This is a genomic window from Mycolicibacter hiberniae, from assembly GCF_010729485.1.
Taxonomy (GTDB): Bacteria; Actinomycetota; Actinomycetes; order Mycobacteriales; family Mycobacteriaceae; genus Mycobacterium; species Mycobacterium hiberniae.
This window is the reverse complement of record NZ_AP022609.1, coordinates 2,508,277-2,523,523: the sequence shown is the minus strand read 5'-3', so window position 1 is coordinate 2,523,523 and position 15,247 is coordinate 2,508,277. Positions and strand designations below refer to the sequence as shown.

Genomic DNA, 15,247 nt, shown 5'->3' with positions numbered 1-15,247 from the left:
AGCAGCGGGCGAACACATACTCAGACTTCGAGCAAGGAGGTTCGATGACGACGGACGCGACCGTATCAGCCGACCACGGGGGTTCGAATCCCGGCGAACTGCGGGATTATCTGGGCCAAGCCGACGCCGGAGTCCTGGTTGCGGTACTGGCGCAACTGACCGGAGATCCCGCCGTGGTGGAACGGTTCGCCGACAAGATCTCGTTCGAGCCCGACCCCCCGGAGCAGGTGGGTGTCACCGACCCCCAGACCCGCGAAGCGCTGGTGGAGTCGGTGGTCGAAGCGCTCGGCCGTCCGCGTCCTGCAAGCGCGCTGCCCAGCGACGATCCCGGACTTTTTGCCCGGATCGCGCCACTGGCACTGGGCTCCGCGGTGGGTGACGAGTATGTGGGGCTGTTGTTGGAGCAGGGCGGGTTTCACCCGTCGCAGCCGGTGTTGCCGCGTACCGCTGAGCTCCCGAGGGAGTTCAAAGTCGTCATTGTCGGCGCCGGAATCGCCGGCATGGCCGCTGCCCTGGAATGCGCCGCCGCCGGAATCGAATACGAGATCATCGACCGCAACGACGAGGTGGGCGGCACCTGGTACACCACCGTTTACCCGGGCATCGGTGTCGACACCCCGTCGGCCTACTACTCGCTGTCGCGTGACATCAATGGCGCGTGGTCGAGCTACTACCCGCAAGGCGCTGAGTATCAGAAGTATCTGGAGTCGGTTGCCACAGAAAACGATCTGCGCAGCCATACCAGGTTCAGCACCGAGGTCGAGGCGCTGTGGTGGGACGAGCAGCTCAGGAAGTGGCAGGTGCACACCGTCGGTCCCGACGGCGGTCGGGATATCAGTTATGCCAACGTGGTGATCCCGGCGGCCGGTTACCTCAACCGTCCGCGACTGCCCGACATCGACGGCGCAGACTCCTTTGCCGGCGTGAGCATCCATTCCGCCGAATGGGACCCGAACCTTGACCTGCGCGGCAAGAAGGTGGCGATCATCGGGGCCGGCTGTACCGCGGTACAGATCGTCGATGCCTGCGTCGGCGACGTTGAGCATCTGACGGTGTTCCAGCGGCAGCCGCATTGGGTGGCGCCCCGCAAGCGCCTGACCGATGACGTGCCCGAATACCGCAGGTGGCTCAACACGAATATCCCGTTCTACGCCAACTGGACTCGCCTCAAGTCGTTCTGGGGAACCGCTGACAACAACTATCCGGTTATCGTGCGGGACCCCGAGTGGGCAGCAGATCACCTGTCGATCTCGCCGGCCAACGACCGGCTGCTGCAGATGTGCCTCGATTACATCGATCGGGTCTTCGGCGCCGGCTCGGAGCTGGCGAAGAAGGTCACCCCCGACTTTGCGCCGTACGGCAAACGCATCATCCGCGACCCCGGTGGCTACTACCAAGCGTTGACCGAGTCGCATGTCGATGTCGAGGCCAGTGAGCCGGCTCGGGTCAACGAGCGCGGAATCGTCACTCAAGACGGTCGGCAGATAGACTTGGACGTCATCGTCTACGCCACCGGCTACCACCTGGACTTCTTGTCGACAGTGGACATCCGGGGCCGCGACGGCATCAGGCTCAAAGAGGTCTGGGGCGACAGCCCGAGCGCATACCGGGGCGGCATGGTGCCCGGATTCCCCAACCTGTTCATCTCGTCGGCGCCCAACTACAGCCCGGGTCATGGCGCCGGACACAACTTCGGCGTGGAGGTGATGGTCCACTACGTGGTGGAATGCCTGCAGCTCATGGCGTTGCGCGGCGCCGCGACCATCGAGGTGACGCCGGAGGCCTTCGAGAGCTACGTCGGACAGATCGACCAAGCGATGGCAGACACCGTCTGGTGCCACACACCCACCGCGCACACCTACTACCGCTCCGGCGGTGGGCGGATCGTCACCGCGTTCCCGTTCCGGCTGATCGACGTGTGGCAGAGTCACCGTGCGCCGATCGAGGAAGACCTCATCCTTCGATGAATCGACTACTCGCTGGTAGAACAGCATTGGTGACCGGCAGCAGTCGCGGGATCGGACGAGCGATCGCGCAGCGGCTGGCCGCGGAAGGGGCGACGGTCGCGGTGACCGCGCGTTCCCATCAGACGTCGCCGTCGACACGCGCGGGTCAGACCGAGGCGTTGCCGGGCACGATCGACGAGACCGTCGCGCTCATCGAGGCGGCCGGCGGCACGGCATTCGGCATTGCCGCGGACTTGGAGGATCCACAGCAGCGAGCCGGGTTGGTCGACAACGTGGTCGAGCGAACCGGTCGAATCGACATCTTGGTCAACAACGCCGGATATGCCGACTACGACGTGATCGAGAACATGTCGATGGCGACCTTCGACCGCACCGTCGAACACTACCTGCGCACGCCGTTCGCGCTGACCCAGGCGGCCATCCCGCACATGCGCCGGCAGGGCGCGGGTTGGATCGTGAACATCGGCTCTGTCACCGGGCTGGCCCCGGCCCGGCCCTACCGCGAATACAACAAGTCGGCCGGTGACGTCGTCTACGCGTCGATGAAGGCCGCTTTGCATCGATTCACCCAGGGGGTCGCGGCCGAAGTGCTGGACTCCAACATCGCCGTCAACGCCGTCGGACCGTCAAGCGCCGTGCGCACCCCCGGTGCGGCCGCCTTGATACCGGATTCGTTTCCCACCGAGCCGGTGGAGTACCTGGCCGAGACGGTCTTGGCGATGTGCCACCTTCCGGCGGCGGCGCGCACCGGATTGGTGGCCTTCAGCCTGCACTACCCGTGGTCGCAGAAGCTGGCAGTGCACAGCCTCGATGGGGCAACGGTGCTTCCGCCCCTGGCACCTCCGCAGACCGCCAATCCGAACATCCTGCCCGCCGGGCTGTGATGCCGTCACGGCTGTAGGACGCCACGATCTGTCGTGCAGAAGCTGTGGCAGACGCGCTCGCGCACGATCACGTCGGTGGTCTCAGGATCGAACCAGCGGTCCACCACTGCCCAGTGGATCGGGTGCATCAGATACGGACCCACCAGCCCGGCCACATCGGTGAACTCCTGCTCGAACACATGCGTCCAGGCAGTGGTGCCCGTCGCCTCGCTCACTGTGCTCAGCTGCCACGCGCAGATGGTGCTGACATAGTCGGCCATCGACTTCAGCTCCGCCTCGAATCGGGCCACGGTCTGCGATGGTGTCTCCGGCTGTACTTTCAGCAGGAGCGTCCGATAGACCGTGCCGGTCCGGCCCGTTCTGGTCGGGCCGCCCCGGTACGTGGCGCCGTTGACTCGCGTGATCGCGGCATCGTCCAGCGCTGCGGCAAACCGCGACTCGACACTGCGCCAGAACGGCTCTTCGGCGAAGCGCAGGTGCACCACGATGTCGCCACCGTTTCGCGAGCCGGGATCGGTAGGTCCGATGACCCAACGCAAGGCCCCGCTGTGTTCGGCCAACGCTCGCAGGTCGGCCCGCACCCGGTCGAGTTCGCCCGGCTCGACGTCGAGGAGTCTGGTGACGTTAAACATCGGCTTCTTCCTCGAGCGCACACAGCGTGTCGACATCGGTTGCCGCGGCCGCAACCGAGCGGGTGCGCTCGGCCACCAATTCACCGATTTCCGACCACCATTGACCCAGCTGGGGATCATTGCGGCCCTGCCAGGTCATCTGCCACCAGGCCAGTGGGCCGGGCAACGCCCACGTGATCGTGACGGTGTTCGACTCGTCGTCGAACCAGATGGGCGGACTGACCAGCACACTTCGCAGTGTCATCCCGCGATGCGTGGCTCCGGGCGCGTACTCGGCGAGGTAGCGATCGACGAACCGTCGTGCTTGCCCCGGTTTGGTCAGCACACGGTCGATGACGAAGACTTCACCGTCAGCCATGCGACCAGGCTAGGGGCGGGCCAGTCGTGAGACCGGCTGCAGTCCCGGACATCGGGAGACAGGCGTTGACGGACGCCGTCGGCAGCGAGGACGGTTAGGCGATGAAGGATCTCAGCCCGAATCCGTTCGCCCCGGCGCAGCTCGGTCCGGTCCGACTGCGCAATCGCGTCATCAAGGCCGCGACATCCGAAGGCCGTTCACCCGACGGGTTGGTCACCGACGATCTGATCGATTTCCACCTGAGCTTTGCCAGAGGTGGGGTCGGCATGACCACGGTCGCCTACTGCTGCGTGTCCAAGCAGGGGGCCAGCGCGCCGGGGCAGATCGTGATGGACGCCAAGGCTCTGCCGGGCCTCAAGAAGCTCACCGACGCGGTGCATGAGGCGGGCGCCGCCATCTCCGCTCAACTCGGCCATGCCGGTGTGGTCGCTCAGAAGAAGCTGACCGGCGTCACCGCGATCGCGCCGAGCCGCTTTGTCAATCCCACCTCGTTCGCCTATTGCCGGGAGATACGGCGCGATGAGATCGTGGCCGTCATAGATCAGTTCGGCGCGGCGGCGCAGGTGGCAGTCGACGCAGGCTTCGACGCCGTCGAACTGCATTTCGGCCACCTGTATCTGCCCAGCTCGTTTCTTTCTCCCCTGATCAACCGGCGCAAAGACGAGTACGGGGGCGATATCGACAACCGGTCGCGGTTCGTGCGGGAGATCGCGCGTCGCGTCCGTGAGGTCGTCGGCGAGCGGATCGCCGTCATCGCGAAGTTGGACATGGACGACGGGTTGCCCGGCAGCATCTGGATCGACGAGGCGCTGCGCACAGCACAGCTTTTGGACGCCGATCGGACATTGGATGCCATCGAATTGACCCAGGGATCATCGGTCTTCAAACCGATGTACCTGTTTCGCGGTGATGTGCCGGTGCGCGAGTTCGCCCGAGTGATGCCACCTGCGCTGCGCCCCGGCGTACGTGTGATGGGTAAGTGGGCGATGGGCAACTATCCGTATGAGGACCTTTACATGCTGCCCGCAGCACGTCAGTTCGTGCCGATCATGGGTAACACCAAGCTGATTCTTCTCGGTGGCATCACCAACCGTGACCATCTGGAGACCGGCATGCGTGAGGGTTTCGACTTCATGGCGATGGGCAGGGCACTGCTGCGCGAACCGGATCTGGTCAACAAGATGATCAGCGATCCCGAGGTGCGCAGCCGCTGCGACCACAACAACAAGTGCATGGTGACCGTTTTCACGCGCACGCACTGCGTCCTGGACCCACAACAGCGCTATGGCCAAGCCATGCCCATGAGTGTGCCGTCCGAAGACCCGCCGGTTACGTAGTGACGGACGGGCCCAGGAGCTCGATCAGTGATGCGCACGCCTGGGTTCGGGCCCGGTGGCAGATGTCGAGGCTGGGCATGGTCATGAAGCCGTGCACGCCGCCTTCGAAGTAGCGCACCACCGTGGGAACACCCGCGCCGCGCAGCGCCTCGGAGTAAGCGCCTCCCTCGTCGCGTAGCGGGTCATGGCCCGCTATCACCACCACCGCCGGCGGCAGTCCGGACAGGTCCGCGGACTGCAGGGGGGACGCATAGGGGTGGGACCGATCGGCGACGGCGGGCACGTACTGATCCCAGTACCACTGCAATGCGGGCTTCGGGTTGTAGTAGCCGCGGCCGAACTGACGGTAGGAGGGCGTGTCGAAATCGGCAGCGATGACCGGGTACAGCAGCACTTGACCGTTCAGCAGCGGCTGGCCGCGGTCGCGTGCCATCAAAGCGGTGACGGCGGCGAGGTTGCCCCCGGCGCTGTCGCCGCCGACCAGCAGCCTGTTCGGGTCGCCGCCGAGTTCGATGATGTGCTCTGCCGCCCACACGGTGGCCGCATACACGTCCTCGGCCGCGGCGGGCCACCGTCCTTCTTCGGGCGCACGCCGGTAGTGCACGGAAACCACCACGGCAGGAATCTGGTTCGCAAAGTCACGGCACAGGTCGTCATGGCTGTCCAAGTCGCAGAACACCCACCCGCCGCCATGAGCCCACACCAGAGTCGGGACCGCGTCGGTGTCTGCGGCGCGCGGGCGGTAGATCCGGACCTCGATCGGACCTTCCGGTCCGGCGATGGTTCGGTCACCTACCTGCGCCACCGGTCGGGGATCGGCCACCGGAGTGAATCGCGAGCGGATGACGGCTCGGGCCTCGGCGCCGGTCATCGTGTGCACCGGCGGGAACCCCGCGTTGAGCACTTCGATGATCCGTGCGATCTGCGAATCCAGGATCATGCGAGGTGCAGGGTCCCGGCGCCGGCCGCCGATCGCGCGGTCGGACCGCCGCGCAGCGGTCGCATCTGCTGCAGGGTGGGAGACACTCGAACGGACCCGCAGTCGACCGCCTGCCAGATGCCCATCGCGGCGATACGCACCGGAGCGACCAACCGCTGGTCCAGCTTGATCCGGTTCATCGGCCCGCAGACCGAGATGGCGGCGACCGCCTCGCCCGGGTCGCCGATGGGGGCGGCGACGCAGCCGAAGCCGGGCAGCGACTCTTCCCGATCGAACGCGAAGCCGTGAGAGCGGACTTTGAGCAGTTCGTTGCGGAGTTGGGCGTGCGTGGAGATCGAATACTTGGTCCGACGGGGGAGCGGCGCGGAGTTCAAGGCGTCGATGTCACGCTCGTCGGCAAACGCCAGCATCGCCTTCCCCACCGCCGTGCAGTGCGCCAATTGGCGGCCGCCGACACGGGTCGGAATTGCCGCCGCCATGCGATCGCCGACCTTGTCCATGTAGACCACGTCGGGTCCGTCGAGGACGGCGAGGTGAACCACCAGGCCGGTCGCGGCGTGCAGTTCGTGCAGTTTGCGGAGCGCGGCCTTGTGCAGGCGGTCCTGGTGTACCGCCAGGGAGCCCAGTTCGACCAGGCGCATGCCCAGTTCGTAGTCCCGGCCGCTGCGGCGCAGCCAGCGCAGCTGAACCAGGCGCTCGAGCATGCGATGCGCCGACGATCGGGGAAGCCCGGTCCGGCGCACGATCTGCGCCAGAGTCAGGCGGCCGGGCCCGTCGAACGCGTCGAGGACCAGGGATACCCGGTCGATGACGGCGCTGGGGGTTTCGTTCGGCGCATCCTTGGCGGCGGTCATGGGCAATGCGGCTGACGCGGGCATCGAGGAATCCTCCCGGAGATAGTCCTAATAGGCATATGACTAATGGGCATATGCCTACCACATCGGTGTTGCTGCTGTCACACTTCGGGCTGAATGGTGTGCCCGCGCACCCGCGATCCCCCAACGCCAGGGGTCCCAGTCAGCAATCCGGATTGACGGGACGGGGCTGGACTTAGGTGCGAACTGGCAAACTTGTAACTCGGCATCGTGGCCCGGCTGTTCGTCAGGCGTAAGCCGCGCCGAGCCCCGCCGGCCGTTCGAAGCGGCTGCCCCCATCAGTGATTCCAGGACGACGATCGTGTCGGCGCCCCAGTGCTCCGGATCGATGAATGCGGCCGCGTCGGTGGCGTCCAGGTGGGCAGGTCGGCGCCCAGAGTCTGCGCCGCTATCGCCTCGTTGTAGGCCAAGCCCGGCAGCCGACACCAGCGCGCGCCGGGCGCGGTGCTTGGGCGGCGGTGTATACAGCGGCTTCATCACTATGAATCCGGCGCTGGCCGCGCCCGGCCTATGTCGGCGATGTCGACTTCGCAGTCTCAGCTGGCCACGCGATGGCCGGCCGGGGAGTTTAGCCAGGATCAGGGGCGCATCGCCGCAGGCAGGTCGTCCACCCACTGGTGTCCCCAGTAGCTGTCTGCCGTGATTTCTTCGGCGGTGTAGTAGGTGTCGTCGACCCGCATGCCGTCGGTGCCGAACTCGATGTCCCAATCCCCAGGTGCGCGGACGTAGAACGACACCATCTTGTCGTTGGTGTGCCGACCCAGCGTGGAAGACAGTTGGAAGCCGTCCTTGGCGACGCGGTCAAGCGCCTGGCCGACGCTGTCGAGGCTGTCGACTTCGACCATGAGGTGGATCAAACCGGGGTCGCGCAGCGTCGCCGCGGGGCACAGCGCCAGGCTGTGATGACGCTCGTTGATACCCAGGAAGCGCACGCGTACCGGTCCGAACTCGGGCGGGACGGGCACCCGGAAGGCGCCGCGTGACTTGAACCCCAAAACCTCGGTGTAGAACCGAGCCGAGCCCTCGACATCGAGGGCGGGCAGCACCACATGTCCGAGGCCCTGGTCGCCCGTCACGAATCGTGCGCCGAACGGCGTGATGATCGGGCTGTGATCGAGTACCGGTCCGTGAAAGACTTCCAGCGAAGTGCCGGCCGGGTCTTCGAACGCGATGACCGCTTCGACACGGCGGGCGTCCGCTTCGGCCAGCGACAGTTGCTTGTACGGGACGCCGGCGGACTCGAGCCTCTGCGCGAGCGTCTGCAGTTCCGCATGGTCACGCACTTCCCAGCCGACGGTCACGATCTTGTCGGTTTCGCCCGGGGATACCACGACCCGGGCGGCGCGTTCGTCCATCCGCAGGTACAGCGAATCCGGATCGGGTCCGCTGCCTTGGGCGAAACCCAGCACGCCGAAGGCGAAGTGGCGCCACTTCTCGATGTCGGTGGCTTTTACCGTCACGTAACCGAGGCTCTTGATCGGGCTCACAGGTCGACCCCTAGATCATCGCCCGCAGGGGGCCCTGCGGGTCCACGCCGAGCGAACTCAGCGCCGAGGCGTGATAGACCGTTCCCGGGGCGTGGATGGCATGCACCTGACCGACGTGAACGTCACGCCAGTAGCGCTGCAGTGGCTTGTCCATCCGCGTCGCGTTGCCGCCACACCGGGCGAACAGTTCGTCGACCGCGGAGACGGCACGCCATACCGCGCGAATCTGTGTGCGGCGCCCGGCCGCTCGATCCTCGAACGAGACTTCCTTGCCGGCGTCGACCATGTCATAGATCCGGTCGGCGTTGGCCAGGAGTTCCTGGCGAGCGGCGTTGATGTCGGCGGCGGCTTCGCCGATCGCGAACATCACGTAGGGGTCGTCTTTGATCGCCACACCGCTGGAGTTGACCCGCGAGCGCTGGTAGTCCAACGCAGCGGCCAACGCACCCTCGGCGATGCCGATGGTCGCCGAAGAGATGCCGAGCGGGAACATCGTCGACCACGGCATCAGATACAGCGTCTCGGTCATCCCGGCCTCGCGTTGGGCGGTGCCGTCCATTACTTCCAATGCGTTCATCGTGCGGTAGGTCGGCACGAAGGCATCGGAGACGATGACGTCCTTGGAGCCGGTGCCTCGCAATCCGACGACGTCCCAGGAATCCTCGACGATCTGGTAGTCCTTGCGCGGCAGGATCATGTGCAGCATCTGCGGGGGCATCAACGGCTTGCCCTCGGTATCACCGATCATGGCGCCCAGAATGATCCAGTCACAGTGGTCGGTGCCGGAACTGAACTGCCAACGGCCGTTGAAGAGGTAACCACCGTCAACCGGCTTGGCGACGCCTTGTGGAGCGTAGGGCGAAGCCACCCAGGTGTCGACGTCGTCGGCCCAGATCTCGTCGCCGACGCGAGGATCGGCGTAGGCGAGCTGGTAGGGGTGAACGCCGACCACACCGTTGATCCACCCCGCGGACGGATCCAGCGCGGCGGTCGCCATCACCGTTTCGGCGAACTCACGTGGGTGCACCTGTAGCCCGCCGTGCTTCTTCGACTGCAACAGCCGAATGCTGCCGATCTCCTTCATCGACTTGACTGTGTTGTCGGTCAGCTTGCCGATCTTCTCGGCTTCTTCGGCTTGCCCGCGCAGCTGGTCGGCCAGCTCCGCGACGCGGTCGATCACCCGTTTAGTCATGGCAACGATGGTGGACGCGGCGAGTCCGCGGTTGCCGACCTCGTCCCGGTGAGCGGACGACATTCACCGTCGACATCAAAACTCGACTCTTAGCCTGCTCGACAGCGGGCGTGCCTGGCAGGCCAGGAACAACCCCTCGGCGATGTCTTCTGGTTCGAGGATCGCGGCATTGCCCAAATCGACCTGCCCGTCGAGCACCGTTGCCGCACACGAGCCGCAGTTGCCCTCCCGGCAGGAGAACGGCACGTCAATCCCCTGGCTGAGCATCACGTCAACCAGGTTGCGGGACTTGGGCCAGCAGAGGTGATGGGTCTGCCCGTCGATGCTGACCTCCGTGTCGGCCGCCTCCGCGTCGCCGGCGATGTCCTCGATCGAGAATTCGGCAAAGGGATCACCGGTGAGCGACTGGAACACTTCGAGGTGGATGTTGCCGCGTGGCACGCCGGCCTCGCCCAACGCCTCTTTCACCGCCGCCATAAACGGCTCGGGGCCGCATACGAAGGACTGGTAGGTGGTGAACATCCGGGCGAAGCCGCCCAACTGGGCGCGAGTAGGCAGACCCTGGATCGACTCGAGCCAGTGCAGAACGGTGAGCCGACCGGCGTACCGCGCAGCCAGGTCTCGCAACTCGGCGGCGAAGATGACCGAACGCTCGTCACGGTTGGCGTAGCACAGCACCACCCGTCCGGTGCCTGCAGCCAGCGCGGACTTGAGAATCGACATCACCGGGGTGACCCCGCTGCCTGCTGCCCACAACAGAAAGTCCGCGTCCAGGTCCGCGGGTGTGAACTGTCCTGACGGCGGCAGGGCATCGATCGTGTCGCCAACGGAAACGTTGTCGCACAGCCAGTTCGACACATAGCCGCCGTTCGTCCGCTTGACGGTGACCTTGTGCACATCATCGGTGTGCGGAGAACTTGCCAGCGAGTAGCAGCGGGCGGCCGACCCGGTCAGGTCGCTTGGTACGCGCATCGTCAGGAACTGTCCCGGCCGGTAGTCGAATCGGGCCCGGTGCTCGTCGGGAATCGCCAGCACCACCGACTTCGCGTCGTGGCTTTCCTCGATGACGGCTGTGACGGTCAGTGCTACGGCGCGGGTGCCGCCCCCGGCTCGTTCGGCAGATTCTGCATCGGTCATGGCCGACATTGTGAGGAAGCGCGCGACTTCCGCCGGATGCCCTCACCGGTGGCCGGGAGAAATTTCCCGATGCCCGTTGACCGGGAAGTGTCGGCGCCGGAACGCTCGGTGACTGCCTACGGTGGCCGCCGTGAACAGCGCGACCGAGAGCAATGTCGACGTCATCGTGGTGGGTGCCGGGTTCGGTGGCCTGTATGCCCTGCACAAGTTCCGGCAACAGGGGCTGTCGGTGCGCGTCTTCGAAGCGGCACCCGAGGTCGGAGGAACCTGGTACTTCAATCGGTATCCGGGAGCGCGCTGCGATGTCGAGAGCCTGGACTACTGCTATTCGTTCTCCGATGAGTTGCAGCAGGAGTGGACCTGGACAGAGAAGTACGCCACCCAGTCCGAGATCCTCGACTACATCAACTGGGTAGCCGACAAGCTGGATCTGCGGCAGGGGATCACCTTCAACGCCAGGGTGGTATCGGCTGCTCTCGACGAGGACACGATGCGATGGACGATCGCGACCGACACCGGAGAAACCGTCGTCGCGCGCTTCGTGGTGATGGCCACCGGGCCGCTGTCCTCACCGTTGACTCCGGACATCCCGGGACTGCAGACCTTCGGCGGTGAGATCTATCACACCGCGCACTGGCCGCACGAAGACGTGGACTTCACCGGAAAGCGGGTCGGCGTCATCGGGACCGGTTCTTCGGGTGTGCAATCGATTCCGATCATCGCCGAGCAGGCCGCACAGCTGGTCGTCTTCCAGCGCAGCCCGAACTACAGCGTGCCCGCGGGCAACCGCCCGTTGACCGCCGAGGAGATCGCTCACGCCAAGGCCACGTACGACGAACGGCGCCAGATGTCCTGGCGCAGTGGCGGTGGGTCGCCGCATGTGCCACATCCGAAGCTGACCATGCAGGCCACGCCCGAAGAGCGCCGTGCGGCCTTCGAGGAACGCTGGCAGCTGGGCGGGGTGTTGTTCTCCAAGACCTTCGCTGACCAGATGATCGACATCGAGGCCAACGAGGAGGCCCGAAAGTTCTACGAAGGCAAGATTCGCGCCGTGATCGACGACCCCGAAGTCGCCGACCTGCTGATCCCCAAAGACCATCCGATCGGCACGAAGCGAATCTGCACCGACACCAACTATTTCCAAACGTTCAATCGCCCCAACGTCACATTGGTCAGTGTTCGCAAGACCCCGATCGAGGCGATCGACGAATCGGGCATCGCGACGTCCGAGATGCACTACGAACTCGACGCCATCGTCCTGGCGACCGGTTTCGACGCCATGACCGGCACACTGGCCAAGATCGATATCGTCGGTCGGGGCGGTCAGAAGCTGGCCGATGATTGGTCACATGGCCCTCGCACCTACCTCGGGCTCGGTGTCGACGGATTTCCCAATCTGTTCTTGGTATCCGGTCCCGGCGCACCGGCAGTGCTGGCCAATATGGTGCTGCACGCCGAGGCGCACATCCAGTGGATCTCCGCGGCCATCGCCTATCTGGACCAACATGGCTACGCGGCTATCGAGGCCATTCCCGGTGCCGTCGACGCCTGGGTCGCGGAATGCAATCGTCTGGCCGATGCCACCCTTTTCCCCAAGGCGAACTCTTGGTATGTGGGGGCCAACGTGCCCGGAAAGCCCCGCGTGTTCATGCTCTTCATCGGCGGCTTCGCCACCTACCTCGATATCTGCGCCGAGGTCGCCGACGCAGGGTACAAGGGATTCACCCTGATCAAGGCATCCTGATGCCCAACCTCGCCGGCAAAGTCGCCGTGGTCACCGGCGCCGCGCGCGGTACGGGGCGTGCGCACTGCGAGCAGCTGGCTGAGGCCGGTGCAGACATCATCGCCATTGACCGATCCAGCGCGGTAGACGATCTGTCGATCATGGCGACGGTACTGGCCGACAAGGACCGCAGATGCTTCACCGCCATCGCCGATGTCCGGGATCTTTGTTCGCTGTCGGCCGCCGTCGGTGCCGGCGTGACAGCGCTGGGCGCCCTGGACATCGTGATCGCCAATGCCGGAGTCCACGCTCCCGGCGCCCCGGTGTGGGAACTGCCCGGCGAGGTCTGGCAGGACGCGCTCGACATCAACCTCACCGGTGTGTGGCATACCGTCAAGGCTGCTGCGCCACACCTGCGGCCGGGCGCCTCGGTCGTGATCATCAATTCCACCAGTGGAATTCGTGGCCCTGGCGATACGGCGCACTACACTGCCAGCAAGCATGCCGCGGTGGGTCTGGCCCGCACACTCGCCAACGAACTGGGGCCGCGCGGGATCCGGGTGAACACCGTGCACCCCGGAGCGGTGGCCACTGCGATGGTCCGCAACGAAGCGACCTACCGAGGACTCTGCCCTGATCTCGACAGTCCGACCGAAGCGGACGCGATCAAAGTTCTCGCAGCGCGCAATCTCCTGGGTGTGCCGTGGGTGCAGCCGTATGACGTCGCCAACGCCTCGGTGTTCCTGGCTTCCGACGACGCCCGCTACATCACCGGAGCCCAACTGGTAGTCGACGCCGGATTGACCCAGAAGACATGACCGTTCCTCGGCTGGCCGGAAAAGTCGCGCTGATCACCGGCGCGGCGCGGGGAATCGGGCGTGCGCAGGCGGTGCGCTTTGCCCAGGAGGGCGCTGAGATCATCGGTGTCGATCTGTGTGGTCCGGTCGACACGGTCCGGGTACCGCACGCCACTCTCGACGATCTTGCGGAGACCACCCGCCAGGTGGGCGTTGTTGGTGGCCGGATGACATCGGCGGTTGCCGATGTACGCGACAAAGAGGCGCTGTGTGCAGCCGTCGACCAGGCGGTTAGTCAACACGACGGACTCGATATCGTTTGCGCCACAGCGGGAATCACTTCCCGGGGTCCTGCGGTCGAACTGTCCGAAGAGACCTGGCGCACGATGCTGGACGTCAATCTCACCGGGGTATTCCACACCTGTCAGGTGAGCGCACCTCACCTGATCGCCCGCGGGGGCGGTGCAATGGTTCTGGTGAGCTCCATCGCAGGCCTGCGCGGATTGGCGGGGGTCGCCCATTACAGCGCTGCCAAACACGGAGTGGTCGGGCTGATGCGCAGCCTTGCCAATGAACTGGCCCCGCACCGCGTTCGGGTCAACACGGTCCATCCGACGAATGTCGACACTCCGCTCATTCAGAACGACTCGGTGCGGTGCGCCTTCCGCCCCGACCTGCAACAGCCGCCAACGCGAAGTGAGTTCGCCGACGCCACCAAGGCGATGAACATGCTCGACGTGCCGTGGGTGCAGTCGGTGGACGTGGCCAATGCATCCCTGTTCCTGGTGTCTGACGAGGCCCGCTACATCACGGCAGTCGCCCTTCCGGTGGACGCCGGCGCCACCCAGCGACAGGGGCGATGAAGACGTCCGGTGAGTAGACGATGACACCCCGACCGCCGCGGATCGGCGAACAGTGCAGCGAGTTTTCCGGGCTGGGTTCGGTCCGGCTGGTTTTCGAATAGATTCGAATAGAGGAGCTTTCATGGCTGCTAAGGCCTCAGTTGCGATCGTCGGGTCGGGCAATATCAGTACCGACCTGTTGTACAAGTTGCTGCGTTCGCAGTGGCTGGAGCCGCGTTGGATGATCGGCATCGACCCCGAGTCTGAGGGTTTGGCGCGGGCGCGCAAGCTCGGCCTGGAGACCTCGGCGCAGGGGGCGGACTGGCTGTTGGCCCTCGATGAGAAGCCGGACTTCGTGTTCGAGGCCACCAGTGCTTACGTGCATAAGGCGTATGCGCCCAAGTATGAGGCCGCCGGTATCCGGGCCATCGACTTGACGCCGGCGGCGGTGGGTCCGGCGGTGATCCCGCCGGCGAATCTGCATGAGCATGTCGATGCGCCGAACGTCAACATGATCACCTGCGGTGGTCAGGCCACCATTCCGATCGTGTATGCCGTCACGCGTGCGGTCAAAGAGCAGGGCGGCACCGTGCCCTATGCGGAGATCGTGGCCAGTGTCGCGAGCGTGTCGGCTGGGCCGGGGACCCGGGCCAACATCGATGAGTTCACCAAGACCACCTCGCGTGGGGTGGAGACCATCGGTGGTGCGCAGCGCGGCAAGGCGATCATCATCTTGAACCCGGCCGACCCGCCGATGATCATGCGCGACACGATCTTCTGCCAGATCCCCGAGGACGCCGACCGCGACGCGATCACCGCGTCGATCAAGGATGTGGTGGCTCAGGTGCAGACCTATGTGCCCGGTTACCGGTTGCTCAACGAGCCGCAGTTCGATGAGCCGTCGCTGAACTCCGGGGGGCGTGCGGTGGTGACCACGTTCGTGGAGGTCGAGGGCGCCGGCGATTATCTGCCGCCGTATGCGGGCAACTTGGACATCATGACCGCCGCTGCGACCAAGGTCGGCGAAGAGATCGCCCGTGAGATGGCGGCAGCAAAGGCTGGAGGAGCGTAATCGC

At 65.3% G+C, this 15,247-nt stretch carries 14 protein-coding genes; 7 read left to right on the top strand and 7 right to left on the bottom strand.

Annotation, left to right across the window (positions count from 1 at the left end; translation table 11 throughout):
* Positions 1-44 precede the first annotated feature (44 nt).
* Positions 45-1,967 (top strand): flavin-containing monooxygenase, encoded by a 1,923-nt coding sequence (locus G6N14_RS11890; protein WP_085134235.1) that lies wholly within the window; start codon positions 45-47, stop codon positions 1,965-1,967.
* Positions 1,964-2,851 carry an SDR family NAD(P)-dependent oxidoreductase gene (locus tag G6N14_RS11885; RefSeq protein ID WP_085134234.1) on the top strand — a complete coding sequence of 296 codons (888 nt, stop codon included), beginning with the start codon at positions 1,964-1,966 and terminating at the stop codon, positions 2,849-2,851. Before G6N14_RS11890 ends, G6N14_RS11885 begins: the two co-directional genes overlap by 4 nt.
* A gap of 5 nt (positions 2,852-2,856) precedes the next feature.
* On the opposite strand, the gene G6N14_RS11880 is transcribed toward G6N14_RS11885, so the two are convergent.
* Positions 2,857-3,483, bottom strand: coding sequence for a Dabb family protein (locus tag G6N14_RS11880; protein ID WP_085134233.1), 627 nt, complete (start codon positions 3,481-3,483; stop codon positions 2,857-2,859).
* Positions 3,476-3,841 (bottom strand): hypothetical protein, encoded by a 366-nt coding sequence (locus tag G6N14_RS11875; RefSeq protein WP_085134232.1) that lies wholly within the window; start codon positions 3,839-3,841, stop codon positions 3,476-3,478. Before G6N14_RS11875 ends, G6N14_RS11880 begins: the two co-directional genes overlap by 8 nt.
* 101 nt (positions 3,842-3,942) lie before the next feature.
* On the opposite strand from G6N14_RS11875, the gene G6N14_RS11870 reads away from it, so the two are divergent.
* The gene (locus G6N14_RS11870; protein WP_085134231.1) at positions 3,943-5,178 is read left to right on the top strand and encodes an NADH:flavin oxidoreductase; all 1,236 of its coding nucleotides are present in this window, start codon (positions 3,943-3,945) and stop codon (positions 5,176-5,178) included.
* Here G6N14_RS11870 and G6N14_RS11865 read toward each other — a convergent pair.
* From G6N14_RS11865 to G6N14_RS11845, 5 genes are all read right to left on the bottom strand, one after another.
* Positions 5,171-6,118 carry a LipP1 family hormone-sensitive lipase gene (locus tag G6N14_RS11865; RefSeq protein ID WP_085134230.1) on the bottom strand — a complete coding sequence of 316 codons (948 nt, stop codon included), beginning with the start codon at positions 6,116-6,118 and terminating at the stop codon, positions 5,171-5,173. The genes G6N14_RS11870 and G6N14_RS11865 overlap by 8 nt on opposite strands.
* Entirely contained in the window at positions 6,115-6,996 is an 882-nt protein-coding gene (locus G6N14_RS11860; RefSeq protein ID WP_085134229.1) for an IclR family transcriptional regulator, read from the bottom strand. The genes G6N14_RS11865 and G6N14_RS11860 overlap by 4 nt, the downstream gene beginning before the upstream one ends.
* Before the next feature lie 575 nt (positions 6,997-7,571).
* Positions 7,572-8,480, bottom strand: a complete 909-nt coding sequence (bphC, locus tag G6N14_RS11855; RefSeq protein WP_085134228.1) for a biphenyl-2,3-diol 1,2-dioxygenase — start codon at positions 8,478-8,480, stop codon at positions 7,572-7,574.
* A 10-nt stretch (positions 8,481-8,490) separates the two neighbouring features.
* Positions 8,491-9,672, bottom strand: a complete 1,182-nt coding sequence (locus tag G6N14_RS11850) for an acyl-CoA dehydrogenase family protein (protein ID WP_085134360.1) — start codon at positions 9,670-9,672, stop codon at positions 8,491-8,493.
* A 75-nt stretch (positions 9,673-9,747) separates the two neighbouring features.
* Positions 9,748-10,809, bottom strand: coding sequence for a ferredoxin--NADP reductase (locus G6N14_RS11845; protein WP_085134227.1), 1,062 nt, complete (start codon positions 10,807-10,809; stop codon positions 9,748-9,750).
* Positions 10,810-10,930: 121 nt separating this feature from the next.
* On the opposite strand from G6N14_RS11845, the gene G6N14_RS11840 reads away from it, so the two are divergent.
* The 4 genes from G6N14_RS11840 (at position 10,931) to G6N14_RS11825 (ending at position 15,243) form a co-directional block, all read left to right on the top strand.
* On the top strand, positions 10,931-12,553 hold the full coding sequence (locus G6N14_RS11840) for a flavin-containing monooxygenase (protein WP_085134226.1): 1,623 nt from the start codon (positions 10,931-10,933) through the stop codon (positions 12,551-12,553).
* On the top strand, positions 12,553-13,350 hold the full coding sequence (locus G6N14_RS11835; protein ID WP_085134225.1) for a mycofactocin-coupled SDR family oxidoreductase: 798 nt from the start codon (positions 12,553-12,555) through the stop codon (positions 13,348-13,350). The genes G6N14_RS11840 and G6N14_RS11835 overlap by 1 nt, the downstream gene beginning before the upstream one ends.
* Entirely contained in the window at positions 13,347-14,192 is an 846-nt protein-coding gene (locus G6N14_RS11830; protein ID WP_085134224.1) for a mycofactocin-coupled SDR family oxidoreductase, read from the top strand. Before G6N14_RS11835 ends, G6N14_RS11830 begins: the two co-directional genes overlap by 4 nt.
* Positions 14,193-14,313: 121 nt before the next feature.
* The gene (locus G6N14_RS11825; RefSeq protein ID WP_163787148.1) at positions 14,314-15,243 is read left to right on the top strand and encodes an acetaldehyde dehydrogenase (acetylating); all 930 of its coding nucleotides are present in this window, start codon (positions 14,314-14,316) and stop codon (positions 15,241-15,243) included.
* Positions 15,244-15,247 lie beyond the last annotated feature (4 nt).